Source organism: Curtobacterium sp. Csp2 (genome assembly GCF_013347165.1).
In genome coordinates this window covers 3,793,719-3,816,879 of sequence record NZ_CP054593.1, presented here as the reverse complement: position 1 = coordinate 3,816,879, position 23,161 = coordinate 3,793,719, and the positions used below count along the sequence as shown (strand labels likewise).

Annotated in this window: 25 protein-coding genes; 10 read left to right on the top strand and 15 right to left on the bottom strand. The window is 72.8% G+C overall.

The features are described from left to right. Positions 1-215, bottom strand: a 215-nt coding sequence (locus HUN59_RS18550) for an alcohol dehydrogenase catalytic domain-containing protein (protein ID WP_441307023.1), incomplete at its 3' end; no start/stop codon positions are given. 162 nt (positions 216-377) lie between these two features. After that, the gene (locus HUN59_RS18545; RefSeq protein ID WP_058741596.1) at positions 378-1,406 is read right to left on the bottom strand and encodes a 6-phosphofructokinase; all 1,029 of its coding nucleotides are present in this window, start codon (positions 1,404-1,406) and stop codon (positions 378-380) included. A gap of 73 nt (positions 1,407-1,479) precedes the next feature. On the opposite strand from HUN59_RS18545, the gene HUN59_RS18540 reads away from it, so the two are divergent. After that, complete coding sequence (locus tag HUN59_RS18540) at positions 1,480-2,439, top strand: DNA-3-methyladenine glycosylase family protein (RefSeq protein ID WP_174779218.1); 960 nt, start codon at positions 1,480-1,482, stop codon at positions 2,437-2,439. Positions 2,440-2,630: 191 nt separating this feature from the next. On the opposite strand, the gene HUN59_RS18535 is transcribed toward HUN59_RS18540, so the two are convergent. Then, positions 2,631-3,494, bottom strand: a complete 864-nt coding sequence (locus HUN59_RS18535) for an NAD-dependent epimerase/dehydratase family protein (protein ID WP_174779217.1) — start codon at positions 3,492-3,494, stop codon at positions 2,631-2,633. A 251-nt stretch (positions 3,495-3,745) separates the two neighbouring features. Between HUN59_RS18535 and HUN59_RS18530 the strand changes: the two genes are divergently transcribed. The 4 genes from HUN59_RS18530 (at position 3,746) to HUN59_RS18515 (ending at position 6,469) form a co-directional block, all read left to right on the top strand. Continuing rightward, positions 3,746-4,423, top strand: coding sequence for a hypothetical protein (locus tag HUN59_RS18530; RefSeq protein WP_058741600.1), 678 nt, complete (start codon positions 3,746-3,748; stop codon positions 4,421-4,423). A gap of 116 nt (positions 4,424-4,539) precedes the next feature. Next, positions 4,540-5,238 (top strand): YceI family protein, encoded by a 699-nt coding sequence (locus HUN59_RS18525; RefSeq protein ID WP_058741601.1) that lies wholly within the window; start codon positions 4,540-4,542, stop codon positions 5,236-5,238. Positions 5,239-5,240: 2 nt separating this feature from the next. Beyond that, positions 5,241-5,750, top strand: a complete 510-nt coding sequence (locus HUN59_RS18520) for a sigma-70 family RNA polymerase sigma factor (RefSeq protein WP_114850614.1) — start codon at positions 5,241-5,243, stop codon at positions 5,748-5,750. Further along, positions 5,747-6,469: an anti-sigma factor family protein gene (locus HUN59_RS18515; RefSeq protein WP_174779216.1), complete on the top strand. Its 723-nt coding sequence runs from the start codon at positions 5,747-5,749 to the stop codon at positions 6,467-6,469. Before HUN59_RS18520 ends, HUN59_RS18515 begins: the two co-directional genes overlap by 4 nt. A 282-nt stretch (positions 6,470-6,751) precedes the next feature. Here the strand turns inward: HUN59_RS18515 and HUN59_RS19550 are convergent, their stop codons facing one another. Then, the gene (locus tag HUN59_RS19550) at positions 6,752-6,955 is read right to left on the bottom strand and encodes a hypothetical protein (RefSeq protein WP_217483588.1); all 204 of its coding nucleotides are present in this window, start codon (positions 6,953-6,955) and stop codon (positions 6,752-6,754) included. 117 nt (positions 6,956-7,072) lie between these two features. Next, a complete protein-coding gene (locus HUN59_RS18510; protein ID WP_167509964.1) occupies positions 7,073-7,549 on the bottom strand; it encodes a MarR family winged helix-turn-helix transcriptional regulator in 477 nt (158 codons plus the stop codon). A 119-nt stretch (positions 7,550-7,668) separates the two neighbouring features. Between HUN59_RS18510 and HUN59_RS18505 the strand changes: the two genes are divergently transcribed. Beyond that, positions 7,669-11,247, top strand: coding sequence for a bifunctional proline dehydrogenase/L-glutamate gamma-semialdehyde dehydrogenase (locus tag HUN59_RS18505; RefSeq protein ID WP_174779215.1), 3,579 nt, complete (start codon positions 7,669-7,671; stop codon positions 11,245-11,247). Position 11,248: 1 nt separating this feature from the next. Continuing rightward, complete coding sequence (locus HUN59_RS18500; protein ID WP_254629943.1) at positions 11,249-11,995, top strand: tyrosine-protein phosphatase; 747 nt, start codon at positions 11,249-11,251, stop codon at positions 11,993-11,995. 63 nt (positions 11,996-12,058) lie between these two features. Here HUN59_RS18500 and HUN59_RS18495 read toward each other — a convergent pair whose 3' ends face one another. From HUN59_RS18495 to HUN59_RS18460, 8 genes are all read right to left on the bottom strand, one after another. Beyond that, on the bottom strand, positions 12,059-12,265 hold the full coding sequence (locus tag HUN59_RS18495; protein ID WP_058741608.1) for a hypothetical protein: 207 nt from the start codon (positions 12,263-12,265) through the stop codon (positions 12,059-12,061). Positions 12,266-12,328: 63 nt separating this feature from the next. Then, positions 12,329-12,691: a hypothetical protein gene (locus tag HUN59_RS18490; RefSeq protein ID WP_174779214.1), complete on the bottom strand. Its 363-nt coding sequence runs from the start codon at positions 12,689-12,691 to the stop codon at positions 12,329-12,331. After that, positions 12,688-13,683 (bottom strand): SDR family oxidoreductase, encoded by a 996-nt coding sequence (locus HUN59_RS18485; protein WP_174779213.1) that lies wholly within the window; start codon positions 13,681-13,683, stop codon positions 12,688-12,690. The genes HUN59_RS18490 and HUN59_RS18485 overlap by 4 nt, the downstream gene beginning before the upstream one ends. A gap of 87 nt (positions 13,684-13,770) precedes the next feature. Further along, a complete protein-coding gene (locus tag HUN59_RS18480; protein WP_174779212.1) occupies positions 13,771-15,045 on the bottom strand; it encodes a phosphatidylserine decarboxylase family protein in 1,275 nt (424 codons plus the stop codon). A gap of 125 nt (positions 15,046-15,170) precedes the next feature. Continuing rightward, the gene (locus tag HUN59_RS18475) at positions 15,171-15,953 is read right to left on the bottom strand and encodes a YqjF family protein (protein WP_174779211.1); all 783 of its coding nucleotides are present in this window, start codon (positions 15,951-15,953) and stop codon (positions 15,171-15,173) included. Next, positions 15,950-16,780 (bottom strand): nitroreductase family protein, encoded by an 831-nt coding sequence (locus tag HUN59_RS18470; protein ID WP_174779210.1) that lies wholly within the window; start codon positions 16,778-16,780, stop codon positions 15,950-15,952. The genes HUN59_RS18475 and HUN59_RS18470 overlap by 4 nt, the downstream gene beginning before the upstream one ends. Before the next feature lie 3 nt (positions 16,781-16,783). Next, positions 16,784-17,167, bottom strand: coding sequence for a hypothetical protein (locus tag HUN59_RS18465; protein WP_174779209.1), 384 nt, complete (start codon positions 17,165-17,167; stop codon positions 16,784-16,786). Positions 17,168-17,177: 10 nt separating this feature from the next. After that, entirely contained in the window at positions 17,178-17,615 is a 438-nt protein-coding gene (locus HUN59_RS18460; protein ID WP_058741615.1) for an Lrp/AsnC family transcriptional regulator, read from the bottom strand. Between the two features lie 290 nt (positions 17,616-17,905). Here HUN59_RS18460 and ddaH point away from each other — a divergent pair, with 290 nt between their 5' ends. Beyond that, positions 17,906-18,796: a dimethylargininase gene (ddaH, locus tag HUN59_RS18455; protein ID WP_058741616.1), complete on the top strand. Its 891-nt coding sequence runs from the start codon at positions 17,906-17,908 to the stop codon at positions 18,794-18,796. Beyond that, on the top strand, positions 18,796-20,016 hold the full coding sequence (rocD, locus tag HUN59_RS18450) for an ornithine--oxo-acid transaminase (protein WP_174779208.1): 1,221 nt from the start codon (positions 18,796-18,798) through the stop codon (positions 20,014-20,016). The genes ddaH and rocD overlap by 1 nt, the downstream gene beginning before the upstream one ends. A 143-nt stretch (positions 20,017-20,159) precedes the next feature. On the opposite strand, the gene HUN59_RS18445 is transcribed toward rocD, so the two are convergent. Next, the gene (locus HUN59_RS18445; RefSeq protein ID WP_174779207.1) at positions 20,160-21,155 is read right to left on the bottom strand and encodes an SDR family oxidoreductase; all 996 of its coding nucleotides are present in this window, start codon (positions 21,153-21,155) and stop codon (positions 20,160-20,162) included. A gap of 58 nt (positions 21,156-21,213) precedes the next feature. Continuing rightward, a complete protein-coding gene (locus tag HUN59_RS18440) occupies positions 21,214-21,879 on the bottom strand; it encodes a hypothetical protein (RefSeq protein WP_174779563.1) in 666 nt (221 codons plus the stop codon). A 225-nt stretch (positions 21,880-22,104) separates the two neighbouring features. Between HUN59_RS18440 and HUN59_RS18435 the strand changes: the two genes are divergently transcribed. Continuing rightward, the gene (locus tag HUN59_RS18435; protein ID WP_174779206.1) at positions 22,105-23,115 is read left to right on the top strand and encodes an aldo/keto reductase family protein; all 1,011 of its coding nucleotides are present in this window, start codon (positions 22,105-22,107) and stop codon (positions 23,113-23,115) included. The last annotated feature ends 46 nt before the right edge of the window (positions 23,116-23,161 follow it).

Genomic DNA, 23,161 nt, shown 5'->3' with positions numbered 1-23,161 from the left:
GGGCCGAGCGCGGACACCGTGCCGACGACGTCGATGCCCGGGACGAGCGGGTCGACCCGGGCGACGCCGGGGTTGCCGGCGAGGGCGAGGCCGTCCTTGTAGTTGACGCTCGAGTACGTGACGTCGACGAGGGCCTCGCCCTCGTCGGGCTCGGGCACGTCGACCTGCGTGACGGCGGGCGGGGTGGAACGGGAGACGAGGACTGCGCGCGTCATGCGTCGGACGCTACCCCGATCCTCCAGTCCGTCGTTCCGACCCATCGCGTCCGCGATGGGAGGACGATCCGCGCATGGTGGGCCGGAAGGAACGACCCACCATGCGCGGAACGGCCTCCGATGCGCAGATCGGCACCCCACGCGCGGAACGGCACCCGCCGCTCACCCGAACAGGATCGCGGCCTCGTCGTAGCGGTCCTGCGGCACCGTCTTGAGCTCCCCGAGCGCGTCCTCGAACGAGACGTGCACGATGTCCGTCCCCTGCAGCGCGACCATCCGGCCCCAGCGACCCTCGACGACGGAGTCGATCGCCGCGAGCCCGAGCCGGGTCGACAGCACCCGGTCGTACGCGGTCGGCGTGCCCCCGCGCTGGATGTGCCCGAGCGTCGTCGCCCGCGTCTCGATGCCCGTCAGCTCCTCGATCATCGGCGCCAGGCGCTCCCCGATGCCGCCGAGCCGCGGCCGCCCGAACGCGTCGAGCCCGCGCTCGGTGTGCGCGTTGTCCTCGTGGTCGGGAACGAAGCCCTCGGCGACCACGACGAGCGGGGCGCGGCCACGGTCGTAGGCCGACCGCACCCACTCGGCGATCTGTTCCATGCTCGTCTTCTGCTCCGGGATGAGGATCGCGTGCGCGCCCGCGGCCATCCCGGAGTGCAGCGCGATCCAGCCGACGTGGCGGCCCATCACCTCGGCGACCATGCAGCGGGAGTGCGACTCACCGGTGGTGCGCAGGCGGTCCATCGCCTCGGTCGCGATCGCGACGGCCGTGTCGAAGCCGAACGTGTAGTCGGTCGCACCGAGGTCGTTGTCGACGGTCTTCGGGACGCCCACGATCTTGAGCCCCGCGTCGGTCAGGCGCTTCGCGGCGGCGAGGGTGCCCTCGCCACCGATCGCGACGATCGCGTCGATGCCGTGCCGCTCGAGCGTGGCCGTGATGTTCTCCACGCCGCCGTTCGGCCCCTCGAACGGGTTCGTCCGGCTCGTGCCGAGGATGGTCCCGCCCTGCTTCGCGATGCCCTGGATGTCCTTGCGCCCGAGCGGCACGATGTCGCCGTCGACGACGCCCCGCCAGCCGTCGCGGAACCCCACGAACTCGTGTCCGTGGATCGCGATGCCCTTGAGCACGATGCCGCGGATGACCGCGTTCAGGCCGGGGCAGTCGCCTCCGGAGGTGAGGATGCCGATGCGCATGGAGACTCCCTTGTCGGGTGGTGCGGGGACGGTCCCATCATGTCCGACGGTGGTGTGGCATTACCATCCCCGTGTGTCCGTCCCGTCTCCCGTCGCCGCCGCCCCGTCGGCCGCGGCCGGTCGCGTGGACACGGTCTACCGGCCTGGAGGCGCGTTGGACGTCCGCGCGACCCTCCGGCCGCTGCAGCGCGGCTCCGGCGACCCCGCCTTCCAGGTGGTCGGCGCCGACACGTGGCTCGCCCTGCGCACGCCGACCGGCGCGGCCTCGGTGCTCGTCCGCCGGGCGGGCGCGGACGCCGTCGCGGTGTCGGCGTGGGGCGACGGCGCCGGGTGGGCGGTCGAGCACGCCCCCGACCTGCTCGGCCGCGGCGACGACTGGTCCGACCTGGACGTGCGGGCGCACCCGTTCCTGGCCGAGGCGCGCCACCGCCAACCGGGGCTCCGCCTGCTCCGGACGAACACGGTCGTCGCGATGCTCGTGCCCGCGGTCATGGAGCAGAAGGTGACCTCGCGGCAGGCCTGGCGCGCCTGGCGGTACCTGCTCCGTCGGTTCGGTGAGCCCGCGCCCGGGCCGGCGCCTGGCGGGATGTTCGTGCAGCCGACCGCGGAGCAGTGGGCACGGATCCCGAGCTGGGAGTGGCACCGGGCCGGCATCGAACCCGGCCGGTCGGCGACCGTGATGCGGGCGATGCGGGTCGCTCCGGCGCTCGAGCGGACCCTCGGGCTCGGCCGCGGGGGAGCGGTGGTGGCCGAGCGGCTGCAGTCGGTGCCCGGGATCGGCCGGTGGACCGCTGCCGAGACCGCGCAGCGTGCGCACGGCGACCCGGACTCGCCGAGCGTCGGGGACTACCACGTGCCGGCCCTCGTCGGGTGGGCGCTCGCCGGGGCACCGGTGGACGACGACGGGATGCTCGAACTCCTCGAACCCTGGCGTGGGCACCGGGAGCGGGTCGTGCGGCTGATCGGGGGCTCGGGTTTCCGGAAGCCGGCGTTCGGGCCGCGCATGACGATCCAGGACCACCGGTTCCACTGAGGAGCCGGTCGGTGCGCGGGCGGGCGGAGCGCGGCCGGGGGTGCTGGGCGGGTGCTCGTGCGTCTCGTCGAGCGTGCACGACACGCCGCATACGTTCCGCCGAGTGGGCACGACACGTCGCCGCAGGCCATCGAGCGTCCCAGATGTGGCACCCTCGCCGCCCCCGCCGGCGCGGCGCGGTGCCCCGAGCGCTACGGGTGCCGGACGCCCTCGCCCGCGAGCACCGCGCGGTACCCCTCGCGGAACGTCGGGTACCGCGGTTCCCAGCCCGTCGACCGCAGCAGCACGTTCGACAGCCGCTTGTCGCCGCCCGCCTGCCGCCCGGACGCCTCGGCACGCGGCGGCTCCGGCACGCCGAGCTCGCCGGCCAGGAACACGAGGACGTCGTCGAGCCGGACCGGCTCGTCGTCGGTCCCCAGGTACGTCGGCGCCGGGTCCGGGACGGCCGCCAGGTGCACGAGCGCCGCGGCGGCGTCATCCCGGTGGATCCGGTTCGTGTGCGGTGAGCCGCCCGCGACGGGGGCCAGTCGTGCGGAGCCGTCCCGCACCTGGTCGATCAACCGTTCCCGCCCGGGTCCGTAGATCCCGGAGAGCCGCACGAGCACGGCGTCCTGGCGTCGGGCGCGCAGCAAGTCCTCGGCCTCGAGCAGTACGCCCGCGGTCGGTGTCCCCGCACGTGCCGGGGTCTCCTCGGACACCTCGCCGCCGTCGGACTCGTCGTACACCGCGGTCGAGGACACCACGACCACCCGAGGCGAGGCCCCGGACGCCTCGACGCCGTCGAGCACGTTCCGCAGGCCGTCCACGTAGGTCGCGCGGTACTCGTCGACGTCACGGGAACCCGCGGCGAACGCCACCACGACGACCGCGGTGTCCGGGTCGATGGTCGGCACGGCACGACGCAGGTCGACGCTCCGGCCGATGATCGGCTCCGGGATGCGCTCCGCCCGGCGTCGGAGGCCGACCACCCTGTACCCCTGCTCCGCGAAGCGGAGTCCGGCTTCGGTCCCGAGGTCCCCACACCCGGCGATGACGGCGGTCTTCGTGTGCTGCACAGATCGACCCTGCCACGGACACCCTGCCGCGGGCTGTCACGAGCCCTCGTCCCCCGGTTTGGTAACAGAACGATAACGTCGCTGAATACGGCCAAACCGATCTCCGTAGGCTCCCGAATCAGATGCAACAGCCGGGAGACACCCGGAGCGCTCACCAGCCGCAGTCAGCTGGTTCTCCACCCCCATGTGGGGTGTGTTCGGCGCGCATACAGGGAAATCGCGCCGAGCGCGACCACGAAAGGAACGAACCCATGCGTAAGAGCCTGAAGACCTCGATCACCCTCGCCACCACGGGCGCCCTCGTGCTGGGCGGTGCTGCGTTCGGTGTGTCCGCCGCGCAGGCCGACGGCACCGTCCACACCGTCTCCTCGTCCTCGTCGAAGATCCCCGGCCCGGTCGCGTCGGTGCCGGAGGTCAAGGGCGGCAACACCGCCGTCGCGCTGGACAAGGGCTTCACCGACGCGCTGACCTCGCTGGGCCTGACCCCGGGCGTGTCGGGCAACGCGAAGCTCGAGAACGGGTCGGTGTCGTTCCCGATCACGGCCGGTTCGGTGACGTATTGGTCGCCGGACGGCAACTACCGCCCGTACGTGCAGGGGCTGCTGAACCACGACGACTCGGGCCTGACCCTCAAGGCCGGTGACACGACGGTGACGCTGGAGAACTTCGTGGTGAACCCGGGTTCGTCCAAGCTCTACGGCGACGTGCTGGTCAACGGCCAGGTCGCAGCGTCGAACGCGTACCTGTTCTCGCTGCACGGTGGCACGCTCAAGCCGCTGCAGCTCGAGGGTGACAACGCGATCCTGACCGGCACCACGGTCCACGTCTCCGATGACGCCGCGAAGCTGCTCAACAGCACCTTCAAGACCGACGCGGTCAAGGGTGGTCTCCTCGTCGGGACCGCGACCATCACCGCACAGATCAAGTAACACCCCCGCGCCACACGAACGACGGCCGGCCCCGGAAGGGACCGGCCGTCGTCGCACGTCCCCAGTACGACCGGACGAGATCTGAACGATCCGGCGCCCCGTCTCGTCGTCCGGGTATGGGACTCCGCACACGTACGAAGGTCATCATCGGCATCGCCTCGGGCGTCGTCGTCATCGGGGCCGCCGCCGCGATCGCCGGCCCGGTCATCTACGCGAACACGGTCAACGGCCAGGCCGCCGCCGCACCCTCCCTCAGCGCGAGTGCGTCCGGCGCCGCCGGGTCGCTCACCGCGAGCGAGGCGAACGGCACCTGGACGAGCAAGGGCACGTCGTACGCGGGCTACCGCGTGCACGAGGTCCTGCAGGGGAATGATGTGAACGTGGTCGGTCGCACGAAGGACGTCGAGGGCACGGCGGAGGTCGCCGGCGGTTCCCTCACGAAGGCCGAGGTCACCGTGCAGGTCGGCAAGATCAGCACGCCGGAGGCCGCCCGCGACGCGTACTTCCGTGACAAGGCGCTGGAGACCGCCAAGTTCCCCACCGCGACGTTCACGCTCACCCAGCCCGTCGACGTCTCGAAGGCGCTCGACGGCACCGCCCAGGACGTGACCCTCACCGGCACGATGGACCTGCACGGCGTCGAGAAGCCCGTCACCGCCGACGCACAGGTCGCCGTCGGCCAGGGCGGCACCGTCCAGGTCGTCGGCAGCGTGCCGATCACCTTCGCCGACTACGGCGTCCAGGCCCCGTCGCTCGGGTTCGTCACCGTCGACGACAAGGGTTCCGTCGAGTTCTCCCTCGACCTGGGGAAGTGACGATGACGGGCCGTCCCGCCGACGAACTGCTGGCGACGCTGCACCGCGAGCACGGTGACGCGCTCACGCGGTACGTCCGGCACCTGACGCGGGACGGCTCGATCGTCGAGGACGTCGTCCAGGAGACCATGGTCCGCGCGTGGCAGCGTCCGGCCGTCCTCGAGCTCGCGCCGGACAGCGCACGCGCCTGGCTCTTCACGGTCGCCCGCAACCTGGTCGTCGACGACGCCCGCTCCGCCCGCAACCGACGCGAGCAGGGCTCCGAGCACCCGGTCGACCGTGCCGAGGCCGACCGCACCGACGCCGTCCTCGACCGCATCGTGGTCGCCGACGCACTGGCGTCGCTGAGTGCCGAGCACCGCCGCGTGGTGGTCGACGCCTACTGGTTGGGGCACACGGTCCCCGAGATCGCCCGACGACACGACATCCCCGAGGGCACCGCGAAGTCGCGGCTGCACTACGGGCTGCGAGCCCTCCGGCTCGCCCTGCAGGAACGAGGAGTGACCCGATGAGCGTGGACCCGACCGCGCACGACCGCTACGCCGAGTGGGACGCCGCCTACGTGCTGGGCTCCCTGCCCGCCGACGAGCGCCTGGAGTACGAGCGGCACCTGGAGTCGTGCCCCCGCTGCACCGCAGCGGTCGCCGAGTTGGTCGGTCTGCCCGGCCTGCTGGGCAAGCTGCCCGCCGACCAGGCGATCGAGATCGCCGAACCGGACGGGAGGCACGACACCGGTTCCGCGGGCACCCTCGCCTCCGTCGCGCACCGCGTCCGGCACCGTCGTCGTCGTCGCCGGGTCTGGGTCGCGGCCACGGCGGGGCTCGCAGTCGTCGCCGCCGTGCTCGGCGGGCTCGCCGTCGGGACGGCGGGGGAGCGCGGTACCGTCCAGGCCGGTGCGTCACCGACCGCCGCCGCCCCGGGGGACCGCTACACGATGTCCGGCTCGCAGGGTCTCGACGTCGACCTCGCGGTCAGCGGGGAGCAGTGGGGCACGCGCTTCGACTGGGGGTGCTCCTACGGCGGCAAGCAGTGGTCGTCGGACGGCTCCGTGATGTACGACCTCGTGGTGGTCCGCACCGACGGCACCGTGCAGACCGTGGCGTCGTGGTCGGCCGCCGGCGCCGAAGCCCGAGGGCTCTCCGCCTCGACCGACATCCCCCGCGACGAGATCACGACCGTCGAGGTCCGCCTCCGCGGCGAGTCCGGCGTCCTGGCCGACGTGCACCTCTGACGGATCGCGGGCCTCCCCGGCTGCGCCCGGGAGGCCCGCGATCGAGCGGGTCGTCGTTGCTAGCGGGCCCGATCTCCGTGTCGGCGCGCGTGACGCAGTCGCGCGACCGTGCCGACGTAGATCCCGCTCAGTCCGACAGCGACCCCGGAGGCGAGGACACCGAGTGGGCGGGCAGGGGTGTCGAGCGTGGCAGCGAACATCGCTGAGCTCGAGGCGAGGAGGAGGCCCGCGACCGTGATCGAGAACGTGAGATTGGTCAGGATCTTCACTGCTGCTCGGCCCTCACGCGCAGCGCGGCGCCCTGTGCGAGACCGGGCACACGCGGAGTGCCTTGGTCCCACACCGGATTCCCCCGCCGTCCCCGATCGCGCTCATGGCGCCACCGATGATGAGGTTCTGGTCGAAGGCGTTGAACGCCACGTACGTGCCGCCGTAGCTGTCAGATCCAGCGGACAGTCGACCCTCGGGGGTGGAACGGAACGACACGGGCAACTCCTTCGTTGGTGAACCGGAGTCCGCTGGACTCCGCGATCACGACGGTAGAGGCTGAATCGTAGAACTGCAGTACTGATGTACAAGACGCCGGGGCGTCCGTCGTGCCTTTCAATCGGCGGCGGAGCCCTCGTGGTCGTCGGGGCCGACGGCCTCGTCCAGGCGCGCACTGACCGACCGCAGCGTGTCGGCGTCCGTCCCCACGGGCCTCCAGAACAGTTCCTCGAGCGCGCCCGTGTGCGCGCGGATCCCGGCGAGGACCGCGCGCCGCCCGTCCGGCGTCATCTCCACCCAGCTGCCGCGCCCGTCCTGCGGGCAGTCGGCGCGGACGACCAGACCGCGCGCGACCATGCGCGTCACCTGGTGGCTGACGCGCGACTTCTCCCAGCCGATGCCCGTCGAGATGTCACGGACCCGCAGGCGGTGCTCGGGGTCGCGGTGCAGGCCGATCAGGATCTCGAACTCGGGGACGGAGATCCCCGCCCCCTCCTGCACCGCCCGGTCGAGGGCCCGGTCGAGCCGTCGCCAGGCGTCGTGGTACGCGTCCCAGGTGGCCCAGTCGTGGTCACCGCTGCCCTCCGTCGACATGCCGCTCAGCGTATCCACCGGCGCGTCGCCGTCCACCAGGATCATCCGTCCGGACGACCTCCACGGCACGTCCAGCACGCTCCGAGGTGGCGTCGGCGGCTCGGCATACGATCAGGGGCATGCCGAGCGCGCGACTGCAGGACTGCACCGACGACGCCGTCGCCCTCGTGCGACGGTGGACGGCGGCGTCCGCGGGACGCAAGCCCGACGCCGGCGCAGCCCGACTGGCCCAGGTGCTCCGGGACGAGCAGGGCCTCGCCTTCACGCGCGGCTTCCTCGACCGGGTGGTCCGACCGGAGGACCCGCGGGTCGCGGCACGGACGCTCGAGCAGGTCAGCCAGGACGTGCCGGAGGACCTGGCCTGGTACCTCCGCGGCGCGGTGACCCTCGGTGGCGGCTTCGCGACCATGGCGCCGTGGGCCGTGGTGCCGACCGCGCGCCGGATCCTGCGCCGCGTCGCCGGGCACCTCGTCGTCGACGCGACCCCCGCCAAGCTCGGGTCCGCCCTGGCGAAGGTCGGCGGCCCGGGCACCCTGGTCGAGGTCGACCTGCTCGGCGACGCCGTCCTCGGCAGCGCCGAGAGCGACCGACGGCTGCAGGCGACCGTGGAGCTGCTCGAACGACCGGACGTCGACCGCGTGGCGGTCTCGCTGCGCAGTGTCGTGCCGCAGCTCGCGCCGTGGGCCCCCGACCGGACCGTCGAGCGCGCGGTCGACCGGCTCGTGCCGCTGTTCCGGGCGGCTGCCGCCCCGATCGCCCTCGGCCGTCCCGCCGGCACGGTCACCCTGCAGGCCGGTCTGCACGCCGACCAGGCCCTGACGATCGCGGTGTTCCAGGCACTGCTCGACCGCGACGAGTTCACCGGTCTGCAGGCCGGGATCACGCTCCAGGCCGCCCTGCCGGACACCGCGGCGGCTCTCGACGACCTGACGACGTGGGCGCAGGAGCGTCGGGCGCGCGGCGGGGCTCCCGTCACGGTGCGGCTCGTCAAGGGCGCCGAACTCCCCGCCGAACGGGTCGAGTCCGTCCTGCGCGGTTGGCCGCTCGCCACGTGGGGGTCCAAGCGCGAGACCGACACCGCGTACCTCCGGCTGCTCGACGCCGCACTGACGCCGGAGCGGATCGACGCCGTTCGGGTCGAGGTCGGCAGTCACAACCTGTTCGACCTCGCGACCGCGTGGCTGCTCGCCGGCCGGCGCGGGGTGGCCGACGGGGTCCGGGTCGCGATGCTGCTCGGGATGGGCACGGGCACGACCGACGCCGTGCGCCAGGACGTCGGGCCGATCGTGCTCGGCGTGCCGGTCGTGCAGCCGGACCACTTCGACGCGGCCATCGGTTACCTGGCCCGACGCCTGCAGGAGAACGCCGGCCCCGAGCACTTCGTCGCCGCGATCGGCGCCGGACCGGTCGACCCCGACGCGCTGGAGCAGCAGGCCGCGCGGCACCGCGAGGCCCTCGACGCCCTCGACGAGCCGGTGCCCGCGACCCACCGCACCCAGGACCGCCGACAGCCCGTGGGCAGCCCGACGATCCGGACAGCCTTCGAGAACGCTGCCGACACCGATCCCTCGACCCCGGGCAACCGCGCGTGGGCCGCCGACGTCCTGGGCCGGGTGCCGTCGTCGCGGCTCGGGGTGCAGACCCTGCGCGGCGCCCGGACCGCCGACCGGTCGAAGCTCGAGCGGATCGTCGCGCGCACCGCGCAGGCCGGCGTGAACTGGGGTCGCCAGGACCCGGGCGACCGCGCCGAACTCCTCGACCTGATCGGCCACGAGCTCGCGGCCCGTCGTGCGGACCTGGTCGAGGTGCTCGTCGCCGAGACCGGCAAGACCCTGACCGAGGCGGACACCGAGGTCACCCGGGCGGTCGACCTCGCGCACCACGCGGCGGACCGGGCACGGCACCTCGCCGGGCTCGACGGCGACGGCGCCCGCTTCGTGCCCCCGCGCCTGACCGTCGTCGTCCCGAGCTGGACCGCGCCCGTCGCGATCGCCGCAGCAGGCATCACGGCCGCGCTGGCCGCGGGCAGCGGTGTCGTCCTCAAGCCCTCGCCCCGAGCGGGACGCTCCGGCGCGGTGCTCGCCGACGTGCTCTGGGACGCCGGGGTCCCGCACTCGCTGCTGCAGCTCGTCGACCTCGACGTCGACCAGCTCGGCCGTGACCTCGTGGCGCACCCGACCGTCGACCGCGTGCTCCTCACGGGGACGACCGACACCGCACGCTCGTTCCGCTGGTGGCGCGCGGGGCTGCCGCTCACCGCGGCGACGAGCAGCCGGAACACGGTCGTCGTGACGCCGAGCGCCGACCTCGACCAGGCCGCGCAGGACGTCGTGCACTCCGCGTTCGGCCAGGCGGGTCAGGACCGCGCCACCGCGCCCCTCGTCGTGCTCGTCGGCTCCGTCGGTGAGAGCGAGCGGTTCCGCCGACAGCTCGTCGACGCCACCCGGACGCTCCGGGTCGCGTGGCCGCAGGACCCCACCGCCCAGATCGGTCCGCTCGTCTCGGAGCCGAGCGGTGCGGTGCTCCGTGCGCTCACCGAGCTCGGACCGGGCGAGTCGTGGCTCGTGCAGCCCGCCCCGCTCGACGACACCGGGCGGCTCTGGTCGCCGGGCATCCGCGACGGGGTCCGTCCGGGCAGCGCCTTCCACCACGACGTGGCCGCGGCGCCCGTTCTGGGGATCGTGCACGTCGAGACCCTCGAGCAGGCGATCGCGGTGCAGAACGGCCCCGACTCCGGGCTCGTCGCCGGGCTCCACTCGCTGGACGTCGACGAGGTCGGCACCTGGGTCGCGTCGGTCCAGGCCGGCGAGCTCATCGTCAACCGTCGGACCACCGGCGCCGTCGTGGGTCGGCGTCCGACCGGCGGCTGGAAGGCCTCGTCGGTCGGTCCCGGCGCCCAGACCGGCGGTCCGCTGGACGTCGCGACGCTCGGCCGATGGGAGCCCGTCCCGCGCAGCGTGCACAAGAGCATCCAGCTCACCGGGCTGCCGTCGCGCGTGACGGCCCTCATCGAGGCGGCCCGCAGCGGCCTGTCGTTCGAGGAGTTCGACCAGGTCCGCGCCGGCGCCCTGAGCGACGTCCGCGCCCGTCAGTCGCTGTACGGCCGCTCGCAGGACCCGACCGGGCTGGGCATCGAGCGGAACGTGCACCGCTGGCGTCCCCGGTCGGTCGTCGTCCGGCACGCCGAGGGCGCTCCGACGGGTGCCCTGGTCCGGACGCTCGTCGCCGCGACCTCGGCGCGCGCCCACGTCCTGCTGAGCACGGCACGCCCCCTGCCCGGCCCCCTCACCCAGCTGCTCGCCGGACCCCGGTCACCGCTCGACGTCGTCGACCACCTGGTCGAGTCCGACGAGGACTTCCTGGGCCGAGCGGCGTCCGGCGCCGTCTTCCGCAGCGACTGGAGCACGGGCGACGAGCCGCAGGACGCGCTCGAGGCCGTGCTCGCCCAGACCGAGGGCCAGGACCGCCCGCCGACCGCCGCGTTCGGCGGCCCGGGCGCCCGGATCCGGATCGTCGGAGGCGACCCCCTCGCGCTCGAGGAAGCCCTCGGCGCGAGCGTGGACGTCGACGTGGTGGACGCCCCGGTCGTCGAGTCCGGCGTCGTCGAGATGTTCCACTACCTGCGGGAGCAGTCGATCGCGATCACCGCGCACCGCTTCGGTGACGTCGACCCGGCCTTCGCGGCGCTCCGTGTCTAGCGTGTCCGGATCCGCCCGGTCCGGGAGCCTGCGCCGGCTCGTCGCCGACGGTCTCGTGAACGCCCGCGACCTCGGCGGCCTGCCGCGGCGCGACGGCACGACGACCCCGACCGGCCGCGTGTTCCGGTCCGAGAACGTCGACCGGCTGACGGCGGAGGGCTGGCGCGCGGTGCACGACGCCGGGATCCGGACGATCGTCGACCTCCGGGCGCCCGACGAGCGTGCCCGTGACGAGCACCCGCGGCCGTCCTGGGTCACGACGGTCGCGGTCGACCACGACGGTCGCGACGACGCCCCGGCGTTCTGGGACCGCTACTGGGAGAACGGTCTCGTCGCGACGCCGCTGTACTACGGCGCGCACCTCCGCGAGCTGCCCGAGCGCACCGGGGCCGCCCTCGCCGCGATCGCAGATGCGGGCCCGGGTGGCGTGCTGTTCCACTGCGCCGCCGGCCGGGACCGCACGGGCATGGTCGCGCTCGCCCTCCTGACGATCGCCGACGTCGAGCCCGAGGCGATCGTCGCCGACCACCTGGTCAGCGCCACGGACCTCGCCGCCCTGTGGGCGGCGCTCGGTGTCCCGGACCAGCAGGTTCGCATCGACGCGCTCTGCGCGGAGCACGGCACGACGGTCGCCGACGCGTTCCGCGCAGCGCTGGCGGCGTTCGACGTCGACGGGTTCGTCGCGTCGTCGGGACTCGACGACGCCCGACTGGAGGCCCTGCGCACGTTCCGCGCGCGCGTCACGTGAGCCGCGCCTCCGGTCCGGAACAGGCGGCCGGAGCACGCCGGACGTGCGCCGTCGGACGCGAGGTCAGTCCTCGGTGGCTGCGCCGTCCTCGTGCTCGACGCCGGTCTCGTCCATCCGGTCGCGGAGGTGGTCGGCCATCGCGCCGGCGCCCTCGCCGTGGTGGTCGTGGTCGACCTGCTCGATCAGCCCGCGCAGCTTCTCGTGGTTCGTGGCCTCGTTCGCGCCGTCCATCACCGGTTCGGTCTGGACGCCCTCGTCGTGGTTGCTCATGCCCCGGACGCTACGCCGTGCCCTCGTGCGCGAGTGTGGCCCTGTGCGGAAGGCGCGCTGCCGTCAGCGGCGTCCGCGCCCGACCGACGCGACCTCGGCGACCGCGAGCAGGACCGCGAGCACGGCCTGACCGAGTGCGAACCGGCGGAACCGGGGGAGCAGGAGCAGCGGGAGCATCGTGGCGCCGTGCAGGACGTCCACGACGGCACCGGCGGTGTGGGCGTCGGCCGTGCCGATCCGTGCGGTGATCGCCGCCTGCCCGGTCTGTCGGACGGCGAGCACCCCGTGCAGGACCCGGTGCGGCGCACCGCGTCGTCCCGCGAGCACCAGGTGCGCGACGCCGACGACCGCGCGCGCGGCCTCGACGAATCGACCGTCCCGCGCCGAGCGGCTCCGTGCCGACCGATCCCGCGGCGACCGGCTCATCGACGACGTCCGGCGGCGAGTGCGACCGCGCCGGCGATCCCGAGCGCGGCACCGAGCAGGCCGTTGCCGAGCCGACGGTGCTCCACCCACCAGGTCTGCGGCGACCAGGCGTGCGCGGAGTCGTCGAAGACCCCGTGCGCGCCGTGGTCACCCGGGACCGGCTCGTACAGGTTGACGCCGATCTGGTTCCCGTCCTTCTGCGGCGCCTGCTGCCCGGCGACGAGGGTCTTCGCCGCGTACCAGTCGGCGAAGCGCCCGCTGATGCGGTTGCCGAGGATCGTGTAGACCGTCGACTCGCCCACCCAGGTCCGACGGCGAGGCCGCTCGGCGACCGTGGCGATCGCTCGGGCGCCGACCTCCGGCTGGTAGATCGGTGCGACCGGCTGCGCCAGGTGCGGCAGCGTCGACTGCACCCACTGGAACTGGATCGTGTTGAGCGCCGGCATGTCCACGCGGGACACCGCCACCTTGCTGCCCTGCTGCTCGAGCTCGGACACCACCGATTCGGTGAACCCGACGATCGCGTGCTTCGCCCCGCAGTAGGCGGCCTGCAGCGGGATGCCCCGGAAGCCCAGCGCCGAGCCGACCTGCACGACGTGGCCGCGGTCGCGGGGCACCATCCGGCGCAGCGCTGCGCGGGTGCCGTTCACGAACCCGAGGTAGGTGACGTGCAGGGCGCGCTCGAAGTCCTCCGCCGCGGTGTCCAGGAACTTCCCGAACACCCCGACCATGACGCCGTTCACCCACAGGTCGATCGGCCCGAGCTCCTGCTCGACCCGGTCCGCGGCGTCCTCGACGGCCTGCCGGTCGGACACGTCGGCGACGAGCGCCAGGCCCCGACGCCCGGCGGCCTCGACCTCGGCGACCGCGGCCTCGACCCCGTCGCGTCCACGGGCCAGGACGGCGACGTCCCACTCACGTGCCGCGAGTTCCCGGACGGTCGCCCGTCCCAGTCCCGCCGATCCTCCGGTCACCACAGCCACACGCGTCATGCTCCCCTTGTACGCACCGCGCGACGGGCGACCACCCAGGGGCCGTACCCCGGCGGCGACCGGTGGGCGCCGGCGCCGGGCCGGACGCTACTGCTCGTCCGTGCGCCGCGTGGCAGTCGCCAGGTGGGATCGCACGTGCAGCAGGGCGGGCTCCTCGTCGGGGGCCTGCGGGACCGCGCCGAGCGAGAACGACTCGACGACGCCGGGGCCGAAGAGCACGCAGACGCTCGACCCGCCGAACCGGAACCACCCGAGCTCGTCGCCCTTGCCCACGTGCGCGCCCTCCTCGACGCCCTCGCCGATCACGCACGAGGACACGTCGGACATCCCGACGAACACCACCGCGACGGTCCCGATCGCCGGGTCGTCCGCCTCGACGAGCACGATCGCCCGGGTCGCCACGTGCGCGAGGTACCCCTGCGACCGCTGCGGCTCCGCGGCGTCGGCGCCCTGCGAGTCGGCCTCGGAGTAGTAGGTGCCCGGCTCGACCCAGGCGCGCACGATCGTCCCCGCCACCGGGCTGTGCCAGCGGTGGTACTCGAGCGCGCTGAGGAACGCCTGCCACACGGTGCCGTCGACGAACAGGTCGACGGACTCGTCGCCGGCGAGCAGCTCCTCGACGGAGTACGGCTCGGCCTTGATCCAGAAGTCGTCACGGCGGTGGACACCGCTCGCGATCCGGTACGGCGTCGCCTCGCACGGGCTGACCACGACGGCGTCGTCGTCCGGCGCCGCGACGGGACGCGCGCCCTCCTTGAACTCCCGCGTGAAGAACGCGTTCCACGACGGGAAGCCCCAGTGCTCGGCGTCGGGGTCGTGCACGAACTGGTCCATCCCGAGGGCCCGCCGAGCTGAGTCGTTCAACCACCCGGAGGGCTCGTCGACCAGGACGAGGAGCGAGTTCTCGCTGTCCAGGAACGTGCACCAGCCCTGCAGGATGTCGCGGATCGCCGCGTTGACCCGCGGGTCACGGTAGAAGGCGAAGCCGGCCGGCGTGGCCTTCGTCCAGTCGAGGACGCCGTCGAGGGGCGTCATCACCATCTGCTCGTCGCTGTACTCCGGAGCCGTCGTCACGACGTCGTCGACGAGCATGAGCAACTCGTCGAAGCTGCGCAGGTGCCGTTCCCGGTACGCGCGGCCCTGCGGCACCTGCGCGATCATCTCGGACGCCTGCATGCGCAGCAGCGGGTCGCCCTCGACCAGGTCCCGCAGCGCGGCGACGGCCGGGTGCAGGACCCGGTCGGGGTCGCGTTCGTCCAGCCGATCGCGGCGGCCGCGGAGCCACCCCTCGAGCCCGGACTGGTCCTGCGGGAGCCACCCCGCCCGGCGTCGGACGTCCTGCTGGTGCACGCTGTCGTTCACCGGTCGGACGCTACTCATGCCCACCGGGCGGCCCGCTCAGCGCGCGGCACCCCGCTGCGCTGACCGGGCGGCCCGCTCAGCGCGCGGCACCCCGCTGCGCGGTCCGCTCGGTGCGGCGCGGCCCGTCAGCGGCCCCGGCCGAACCGGGTCGTCACGCCGGGGGAGTACAGCACCGAGTCCGGCTCGAGCCCGGTGAGTCCGAACGGCAGCCCCGCCGCGGCGACCAGGTCGTCCCGGAGCGTCCGGAGCGTCGCCCGGTGCAGCGGCCACGGCTCGTGCTCGTTCGGCCAGTACCGGGTCGCCCCCGCCCGAGGCACGTGCATGCCCCAGCGCGCGGTCAGGAAGGTCTCGAGGGCGGACGGCTCCGCCACGGCCTCGCCGACCTCGACCTCGAACAGCGACCGCAGGTGCGTCCCGTGCCGCCGCATCGCGTAGCCGACGCGTCCGCCACCGGTCCGCACCTCGGCGCGCGCCCACCAGTACGGCAGCGCCGTCGCGACGCGCGCGCCGACCGTCGGCAGGAGCTTCCCGGCGTCGAGCGACAGGAACGCGACCCCGCGTCGGCCCTGGTCGTCGCGCGTGTAGACGCGGACGTTCACCTCGACGAAGTCACCGACGCTGCCGGCCCGCCCGAGCGGTCCGAGCGGCGGGAAGCGGGTGTCGGTGAACCGGAAGCCGATCAGACCCACCCACGTGGTCGCGCCGTCGTCGGTACCGTCGAGCGCCATCGTGTCCGGCCGCGCACCCGCCGGCAGCAGCGGCGCGACCGCGGACACGTCGACCCGCCAGTGCACGAACACGACGTCGAGCCAGTCCTGTGAGATCCACGGTCGCCCCCGCAGGGCCGGTGCGACCGAGGCGACGGCCTGGAGGCCCGGCTCGGCCCCGGCGGACCGGCCGCCGGTCACGAGTCGCTCCCGTCCACGGCGGTGGTCGCCACGGGAGCGTCGTCCCACCCCTGCTGCGGGGTGTCGCAGGTCCCGCGGAACACGTACTGCGAGGCGCGCTTCCGTTCGCTCGACGTCCAGTCGATGGCGGGGCGACGGCGTTCGGGAGGCAGGTACCCGATCCGGTAGACGGCCATCAGCTCGAGCGAGTCCGGCACGTGCAGGAGCCCCTCGATCTCCGCCCACGCGCCGGGGGTCTCCATCGGGAACGACACGAACTGGATCCCGAGGCCGAGCTCCGTCGTCGCGAGCCAGACGTTCTCCATCGCCGCGCCCATGCTGAACACCGAGTAGAAGCCGGACAGCTCCTCCTTCCGGTACTCGTGGCGGTCGAGCAGCACGCCGAGCAGCAGCGGCGACCCCGCGACGAGCCGGCGGTTCTCCTCACCCAGGGTGTGCGGCACCCGCAGGGTGTTCATGAGCAGTTGCCCGCGCTTCGTGAACACCTGCTTCGTGAAGGGCTTGAGCGGTCCGGGGAGCTTGTCGAAGAGCATGCCGTCGCGGCGCTCGTCCATCTCGGCCTGCGAGAACCGGAAGTACGGCCGGTACCGCTCGAAGAACGTCCCCTCGGCCATCGTGCGGGTCATCGAGCGGCCGCTGATCTCGGCGATGCGCTCGATCGTCGGGCGCTCCTCGACCAGGACGAACCGCCACGGCTGACTGTTCAGCTGCGAGGGGGCCCGTCCGGCGAGCTCCATGAGCAGCCGCTGGTGCTCCTCGGACACCGGGTCGGGCAGGAACGCCCCGTTCGTCGTGCGCCGGCGGCGGATCGCCTCGAACAGCTCCACGGATCACCCTCCTGGTCGCCCGCGTGCGAGCAGCGCCCCCAGGTAGGACGGTGCCGCGGCGACCGCGACTCTCCAGTGTGCTCGCGAGCGGGGGTTCGTGCGCGGGGCGACGCCGAGCGGGACGAGTGCGGGGAGCAGGAACAGCGCCGAGCGGTCCCGCGTCCACACCGGGGTCGTCGCGGCGACGCCGGTCAGGGTCGCGGTGACGACGAACAGGCCGTGGTGGACGACGCGGAGCTTCTTCGTCCGGATGACGCGGACGGCGACCGCCGTGCCCCACAGGAAGTTGGCGAGGTAGGCGACCGACGCAGCGGTGACCAGGTGGCGGGCCGCCGTCGACGTGCCGGACGCAGCCCCGTGCCTCCCGGCCGTCGTCCCGCGTCCCACGGACGCGACCCTACGCGGACTCGCGGCTGACGAGCTTCGAGAGGACGATCGCACTGCGGGTGTGGTCGACCTGCGGTGCGAGGCGGACGCGGTCGAGCGCCAGCTCGAGGGCCGACAGGTCCCGCGACCGCATGTGCACCACGGCGTCGGCGCTGCCCGTGACGGTCCCGGCGTCGACGACCTCGGGCACGGTGTCGAGCAGCGTGCGGAGCTCGTCGGGGGAGACCGTGCCGCGGCAGTAGAGCTCGACCCAGGCCTCGGTCCCGCGGTCCTCCACCGCGGGGTCGACCTTGATCGTGAAGCCCTGGATCACCCCGTCCGCGACGAGCCGATCCACCCGGCGCTTCACGGCGGAGGCCGAGAGTCCGACCACCGACCCGATGTCGCCGTACCCGGCGCGGGCGTTCTCCCGGAGCTGGTCCAGGATGCGGTGGTCGAGCGTATCCATGTTCGTCAATCGTACGCGCGGTTCTTGCGAGTCCGGTGGGTCCGACGCAGGAATCGTGCGTCACCCGAACGGGTGCCAGGGCGTGATCGAACCGTTGCTGCACCGATCGGACGGTTCGTGCCCGGTATCCGGCGTCGGTTCTCGTGTTGGTGCTGTTCCGCTGCGGTCAGTCGTGCAAGGATCGAGCCGGCGTCGACCTGGTCCGCTGCGGTGAGTGAGCCTGCGTCTCGCCGGAGTGCTTCACCCGTGGTGGTTCCTGGCAGGCTCGGGCCCCGGTCCCAGGAGGACTGATGTCGAACACCGCAACCGAACCGCAGGCAGCACCGGCCCGTGTCGCCACGAAGCGCACGATCCTGATGTGCAAGCCGACGCACTACACGGTCAGCTACCGGATCAACCCGTGGATGCACCCGGAGGAGCCGACCGACACGTCGAAGGCCGTCGAGCAGTGGCAGTCCCTCGTGGACGTCTACGAGCAGCTCGGCTTCGACATCTCGTACATCGAGCCGATCGAGGGCCTGCCGGACATGGTCTACGCGGCGAACGGCGGCTTCGTGCTCGACGGCGTCGCGTACGGCGCGAAGTTCCAGTACCCCGAGCGCCAGCCCGAGGGCCCCGCGTACATGGACTGGTTCCGCGACGCCGGCCTGCGCGTCGCCGAGCCCGTCGAGACGAACGAGGGCGAGGGGGACTTCCTGCTCATCGACGACGTCATCCTCGCCGGCACGGGCTTCCGGTCGGACAGCAGCTCGCACGAGGAGATCGCGAAGGTCTACGGCCGACAGGTCATCACGCTGCAGCTCGTGAACCCGAACTTCTACCACCTGGACACCGCGATCGCGATCCTCGACCCGGTGCCGGACGCCTCCGGCCGCTCGAACATCGCGTACCTCGAGAGCGCGTTCGACGAGCCCTCGCTGGCGATCCTGCGCGAGCGCTTCCCCGACGCGATCATCGCGACCGAGGAGGACGCCGCGATCCTCGGGCTGAACTCGTACTCCGACGGCTACAACGTCGTGATCGCCTCGCGCGCCACGACCTTCGCCGAGCAGCTCCGCGAGAAGGGCTACAACCCGATCGGCGTCGACCTGTCCGAGCTCCTGCTCGGCGGCGGCGGCGTGAAGTGCTGCACGCTCGACCTGCACCCCGTCGGCACCGACACCTCCGTCGCGCGGTCCTGATGCACACCGCGACGGGGACCAACACCTCGGCCGCGCTCGCCGTCGAGGACCGCTCCCTCGCCCACAACTACAGCCCGCTCCCGGTCGTCATCGCGTCCGGCGACGGTGCGTGGGTGACGGACGTCGACGGCAAGCGCTACCTGGACGGGCTCGCCGCGTACTCCGCGGTGAACTTCGGCCACGGCAACCCGCGGCTGCTCGACGCCGCCCGGGCCCAGCTCGACCGGGTGACCCTGACGAGCCGTGCCTTCGTGAACGACCGGCTCGGCCCGTTCGCGTCGGCGCTCGCCGAACTGACCGGTACCGAGCTCGTGCTCCCGATGAACACCGGGGCCGAGGCGGTCGAGTCGGCGATCAAGGTCTCGCGCGCCTGGGGCTACCGCGTCAAGGGCGTCCCGGCCGGACAGGCCACGATCGTCGTCGCGTCCGGGAACTTCCACGGCCGCACCACCACGATCGTGTCGTTCTCGGACGACCCCGACGCCCGCAACGACTTCGGCCCGTACACGCCGGGCTTCCGCACGGTGCCGTACGGCGACGCGGCCGCCCTCCGCGCGGCGATGGACGAGACCGTCGTCGCCGTGCTGCTCGAGCCGATCCAGGGCGAGGGCGGGGTCGTCATCCCGCCCGCCGACTACCTGCCGGCCGTGCGCGCGGTCTGCGACGACTTCGGCGCCCTGTTCGTCGCCGACGAGATCCAGTCGGGTCTCGGACGCACCGGGCACACCCTCGCCGTCGAGCGCGTCGGGGTGCGGCCGGACCTGGTGACCCTCGGCAAGGCGCTCGGCGGCGGCATCGTCCCGGTGTCCGCGGTCGTCGGCTCCCGGGACGTCCTGGGCGTCCTCCGTCCGGGCGAGCACGGCTCGACGTTCGGCGGCAACCCGCTCGCGGCCGCCGTCGGCACCGAGGTCGTGGCGATGCTCGGCGAGGGCACGTTCCAGGAGCGGGCGCTCGCCGGCGAACCGCTGCTGCGCGGTCTGCTCGACGACCTCGTCGGACGCGGGGTCGTGGCGCACCGCGTGGCCGGGCTCTGGGCGGGGATCGACATCGACCCCGCGCTCGGCACCGGCAAGGAGGTCGCGCACGACCTGGCCGACCGCGGTGTGCTCGTGAAGGACACCCACGGGTCGACCATCCGCTTCGCGCCGCCGCTCGTCGTCACCGACGACGAGGTCCGGCTCGCGATCGGGACCCTCGGCGAGGTGCTGGCCGCGCGCTGACGCGACGCGACCACCCGACGGACGGGAGGCACGAGGCGGATCCGCCACGTCCTCCCTCGCGGGCTCGGTCGGCGCGCCCCGCGCAACGCTCCGCGTCGCCGCTGAGCGGGGCGCGCCCGTCCGTCGTTCCGGCTGTTCCGGCGTCAGCGCACCCGCCAGCGCTCCACGAGCTGGTCCATCAGCCCGTCCAGCCGCTCGTCCGTCACCTGCCGCGACGGGTCCGCGTCGAACCACGCGACGATCTCGCGCGCACCCTGCCGGATCGACGTGGTCTGCGCGAACTCCGGCACCAGCGTCTGCACCTTCGTGTTGTCGAACACCGAGGTGTTCGCCTTGTCGCCGAGCAGGCTCGCACCCCAGTCCGCGTCGAGCGCGTCGATCGCATCGGACGGCACGTGCACGATCTCCAGGTCCTCGACCCCTGCAGCGGCCGCGAGCTCGTGCGCGATCCGGTCCCAGGTCGGTGCCTCGTCGCCCGTGATGTGGAACGCCTCGCCGATCGCCTCGGCGCGGTCGAGCAGCCCGACGAACCCGACGGCGAAGTCCCGCGCGTGCGTGATCGTCCACAGCGAGCTGCCGTCGCCGCACACCACGACCGGCTTGCCCGCACGCATCCGCCCGAGGACCGTCCACCCGCCCGAGAACGGCACGAGGGTCTCGTCGTAGGTGTGCGACGGGCGGATGATCGTCATCGGGAAGTCGTTCTCGCGGTACGCCTCGACGAGCAGGTCCTCGCACGCGATCTTGTCCCGCGAGTACTGCCAGAACGGGTTCTTCAGCGGTGTCGACTCGGTGATCGGCAGGTGTGTGGCGGGCGTCTGGTACGCCGAGGCCGACGAGATGAAGACGTACTGCCGCGTCCGCCCCGTGAAGACCTCGACGTCGCGCTGCACCTGGTCCGGCCTGAACGCCACGAAGTCGATGACGACGTCCCACCGCTGGTCGCCGATCGCGGCTTCCAGCGCGGTGCGGTCCGACACGTCGGCCTGGAGGCGCGTCACGCGCTCCGGGATCGGCCGCTTGTCCGTCTCGCCCCGGTTCAGCACGGTCACGTCGAACCCCTGCTCGACGGCTTCACGCACACAGGCGGCGCTGATGATGCCGCTGCCGCCGATGAACAGCACGCTCGGTCCCGACATGGATGCTCCTTCGCTCCCGGCGGTGCCGCTGTGCACCGCGCTCCTGCGATCCTGCCCCTCAGCCGCCGCGTACCGTCACGGGTCGAGCATCGACGACCGCGCGGAGGGTCGTCACCCGTGCGGCCCACTCGGCCGCGACGGGGTGGACCCACCCGAGGAGTTCGAGCGCGAACGTGAGGTCCCGGCCGAGGTCGCGCTGGTGGATCGGTTCGTGGTGAGCGGCCCGGTTGCGCACGAAGTGCAGCTCGCGCATGCGGCGTTCGACCTCTCTCCGCCGTGCGCGCAGGTCTCGCGGTCCGTACGGGAACGCACGATGCAGATCGGGCACCCAGAGCGATGCGTGGTAACGCGATCCGACGAGGTATCGCCAGAAACCGAAGGACAACTCGGCGACCACCCGACCGTGCTCGCCCGGCGCCCCCGCCCGTCGCGATCGATCCTCAGCCTTGGAGACGTCACGAGTGCCCCTCTGGTCGAGGGGCGCACGGCCGAACCACTCCGGAGTGTCGAGGCGCCTCCGAGCCCACGCCGCGAGTTCCCGGTCCAGCGCGTTCCGAGCGACGATCTCGACGATGCCGGTCAGCTCCATCGCGCTGGCCGACGCGTGCATGTTCCACTCGTACAGCCGCAGCGCTGCCGACGGCGAGCCGGTCGCGCTGGAGTACGAGGACATTCGGCCGGTCGTCAACAAGTCGAGCAGCGCTTCGTCGTCACCGCTCGACATCGGTCCTTCCCCCACCGTCGACCCTCCGTGTACCCTTGGGCTCGAAGACCCCGGAACGATCCCTGGCCCTGTGCCACATCGCCGGGGTTTCGTCTTGCCCGAGGCGCGAACTGATACTTCACCGTACCGGTCGTCACGTGGTCGGTGGGACGCAGTACGAGGACTGCGGACTACCGTCACGGGTCGGGGCGCACCGACGCGCTCCACGACAGGAGTGACACGCACATGGAGTACCGCTACCTCGGCGACTCGGGCCTCAAGGTGTCCGAGATCACGTACGGCAACTGGCTCACCCACGCCTCCCAGGTCGAGAACGACGCGGCGATCGCCTGCGTCCGGGCCGCCCTGGACGTCGGCATCTCGACCTTCGACACCGCGGACGTCTACGCGAACACCGGCGCCGAGACCGTCCTCGGCGAAGCCCTGAAGGGGGAGCGCCGGCAGTCCCTGGAGATCGCCACGAAGGTCTTCGGGCCGACGGGTCCGAAGGGCCACAACGACACCGGGCTGAGCCGGAAGCACATCCTCGAATCGATCGACGGCTCCCTCGAGCGGCTGCAGACCGACTACGTCGACCTGTACCAGGCGCACCGGTTCGACCACGAGACCCCGCTCGAGGAGACCATGCAGGCCTTCGCGGACGTCGTCCGGCAGGGCAAGGTCCTGTACGTCGGCGTCTCGGAGTGGACGGCCGAGCAGCTGCGCGCCGGGCACGCCCTCGCGAAGGACCTCGGGTTCCAGCTCATCTCGAACCAGCCGCAGTACTCGGCGCTCTGGCGCGTGATCGAGGGCGAGGTCGTCCCGACCTCCGAGGAGCTCGGCATCTCGCAGATCGTCTGGTCCCCGATCGCCCAGGGTGTCCTGACGGGCAAGTACCAGCCCGGGCAGCCGCTGCCGGAGGGTTCGCGCGCCACGGACGACAAGGGCGGCGCGAAGATGATCGAGCGCTTCATGAACGACGAGGTCCTGACCGCGGTGCAGGAGCTCAAGCCGATCGCGGACGAGCTCAGCCTGTCGATGGCGCAGCTCGCGGTCGCCTGGGTGCTGCAGAACCAGAACGTCGCGTCGGCCATCATCGGCGCCTCGCGGCCGGAGCAGGTGCACGACAACGCGGGCGCTGCCGGGGTCACGATCCCCGCGGAGCTGATGTCCCGGATCGACGACGCCCTCGGTTCGGTCGTCGAACGCGACCCGGCGAAGACGAACGACAGCAGCCCGAAGACCCGCGAGGCCTAGGCCCGCGGCGGGTCTCCGTCGCTCAGCACGACCGGAAGCACGCGAC

Coding starts and splice junctions, on each gene's coding strand:
- HUN59_RS18545 (WP_058741596.1), bottom strand. CDS start 1,406: ATGCGCATCGGCATCCTCACCTCCGGAGGCGACTGCCCCGGCCTGAAC.
- HUN59_RS18530 (WP_058741600.1), top strand. CDS start 3,746: ATGCGTAAGAGCCTGAAGACCTCGATCACCCTCGCCACCACGGGCGCC.
- HUN59_RS18525 (WP_058741601.1), top strand. CDS start 4,540: ATGGGACTCCGCACACGTACGAAGGTCATCATCGGCATCGCCTCGGGC.
- HUN59_RS18520 (WP_114850614.1), top strand. CDS start 5,241: ATGACGGGCCGTCCCGCCGACGAACTGCTGGCGACGCTGCACCGCGAG.
- HUN59_RS18515 (WP_174779216.1), top strand. CDS start 5,747: ATGAGCGTGGACCCGACCGCGCACGACCGCTACGCCGAGTGGGACGCC.
- HUN59_RS18510 (WP_167509964.1), bottom strand. CDS start 7,549: ATGTCGACGGAGGGCAGCGGTGACCACGACTGGGCCACCTGGGACGCG.
- HUN59_RS18505 (WP_174779215.1), top strand. CDS start 7,669: ATGCCGAGCGCGCGACTGCAGGACTGCACCGACGACGCCGTCGCCCTC.
- HUN59_RS18495 (WP_058741608.1), bottom strand. CDS start 12,265: ATGAGCAACCACGACGAGGGCGTCCAGACCGAACCGGTGATGGACGGC.
- HUN59_RS18490 (WP_174779214.1), bottom strand. CDS start 12,691: ATGAGCCGGTCGCCGCGGGATCGGTCGGCACGGAGCCGCTCGGCGCGG.
- HUN59_RS18485 (WP_174779213.1), bottom strand. CDS start 13,683: ATGACGCGTGTGGCTGTGGTGACCGGAGGATCGGCGGGACTGGGACGG.
- HUN59_RS18460 (WP_058741615.1), bottom strand. CDS start 17,615: ATGGATACGCTCGACCACCGCATCCTGGACCAGCTCCGGGAGAACGCC.
- ddaH (WP_058741616.1), top strand. CDS start 17,906: ATGTCGAACACCGCAACCGAACCGCAGGCAGCACCGGCCCGTGTCGCC.
- rocD (WP_174779208.1), top strand. CDS start 18,796: ATGCACACCGCGACGGGGACCAACACCTCGGCCGCGCTCGCCGTCGAG.
- HUN59_RS18445 (WP_174779207.1), bottom strand. CDS start 21,155: ATGTCGGGACCGAGCGTGCTGTTCATCGGCGGCAGCGGCATCATCAGC.
- HUN59_RS18440 (WP_174779563.1), bottom strand. CDS start 21,879: ATGTCGAGCGGTGACGACGAAGCGCTGCTCGACTTGTTGACGACCGGC.
- HUN59_RS18435 (WP_174779206.1), top strand. CDS start 22,105: ATGGAGTACCGCTACCTCGGCGACTCGGGCCTCAAGGTGTCCGAGATC.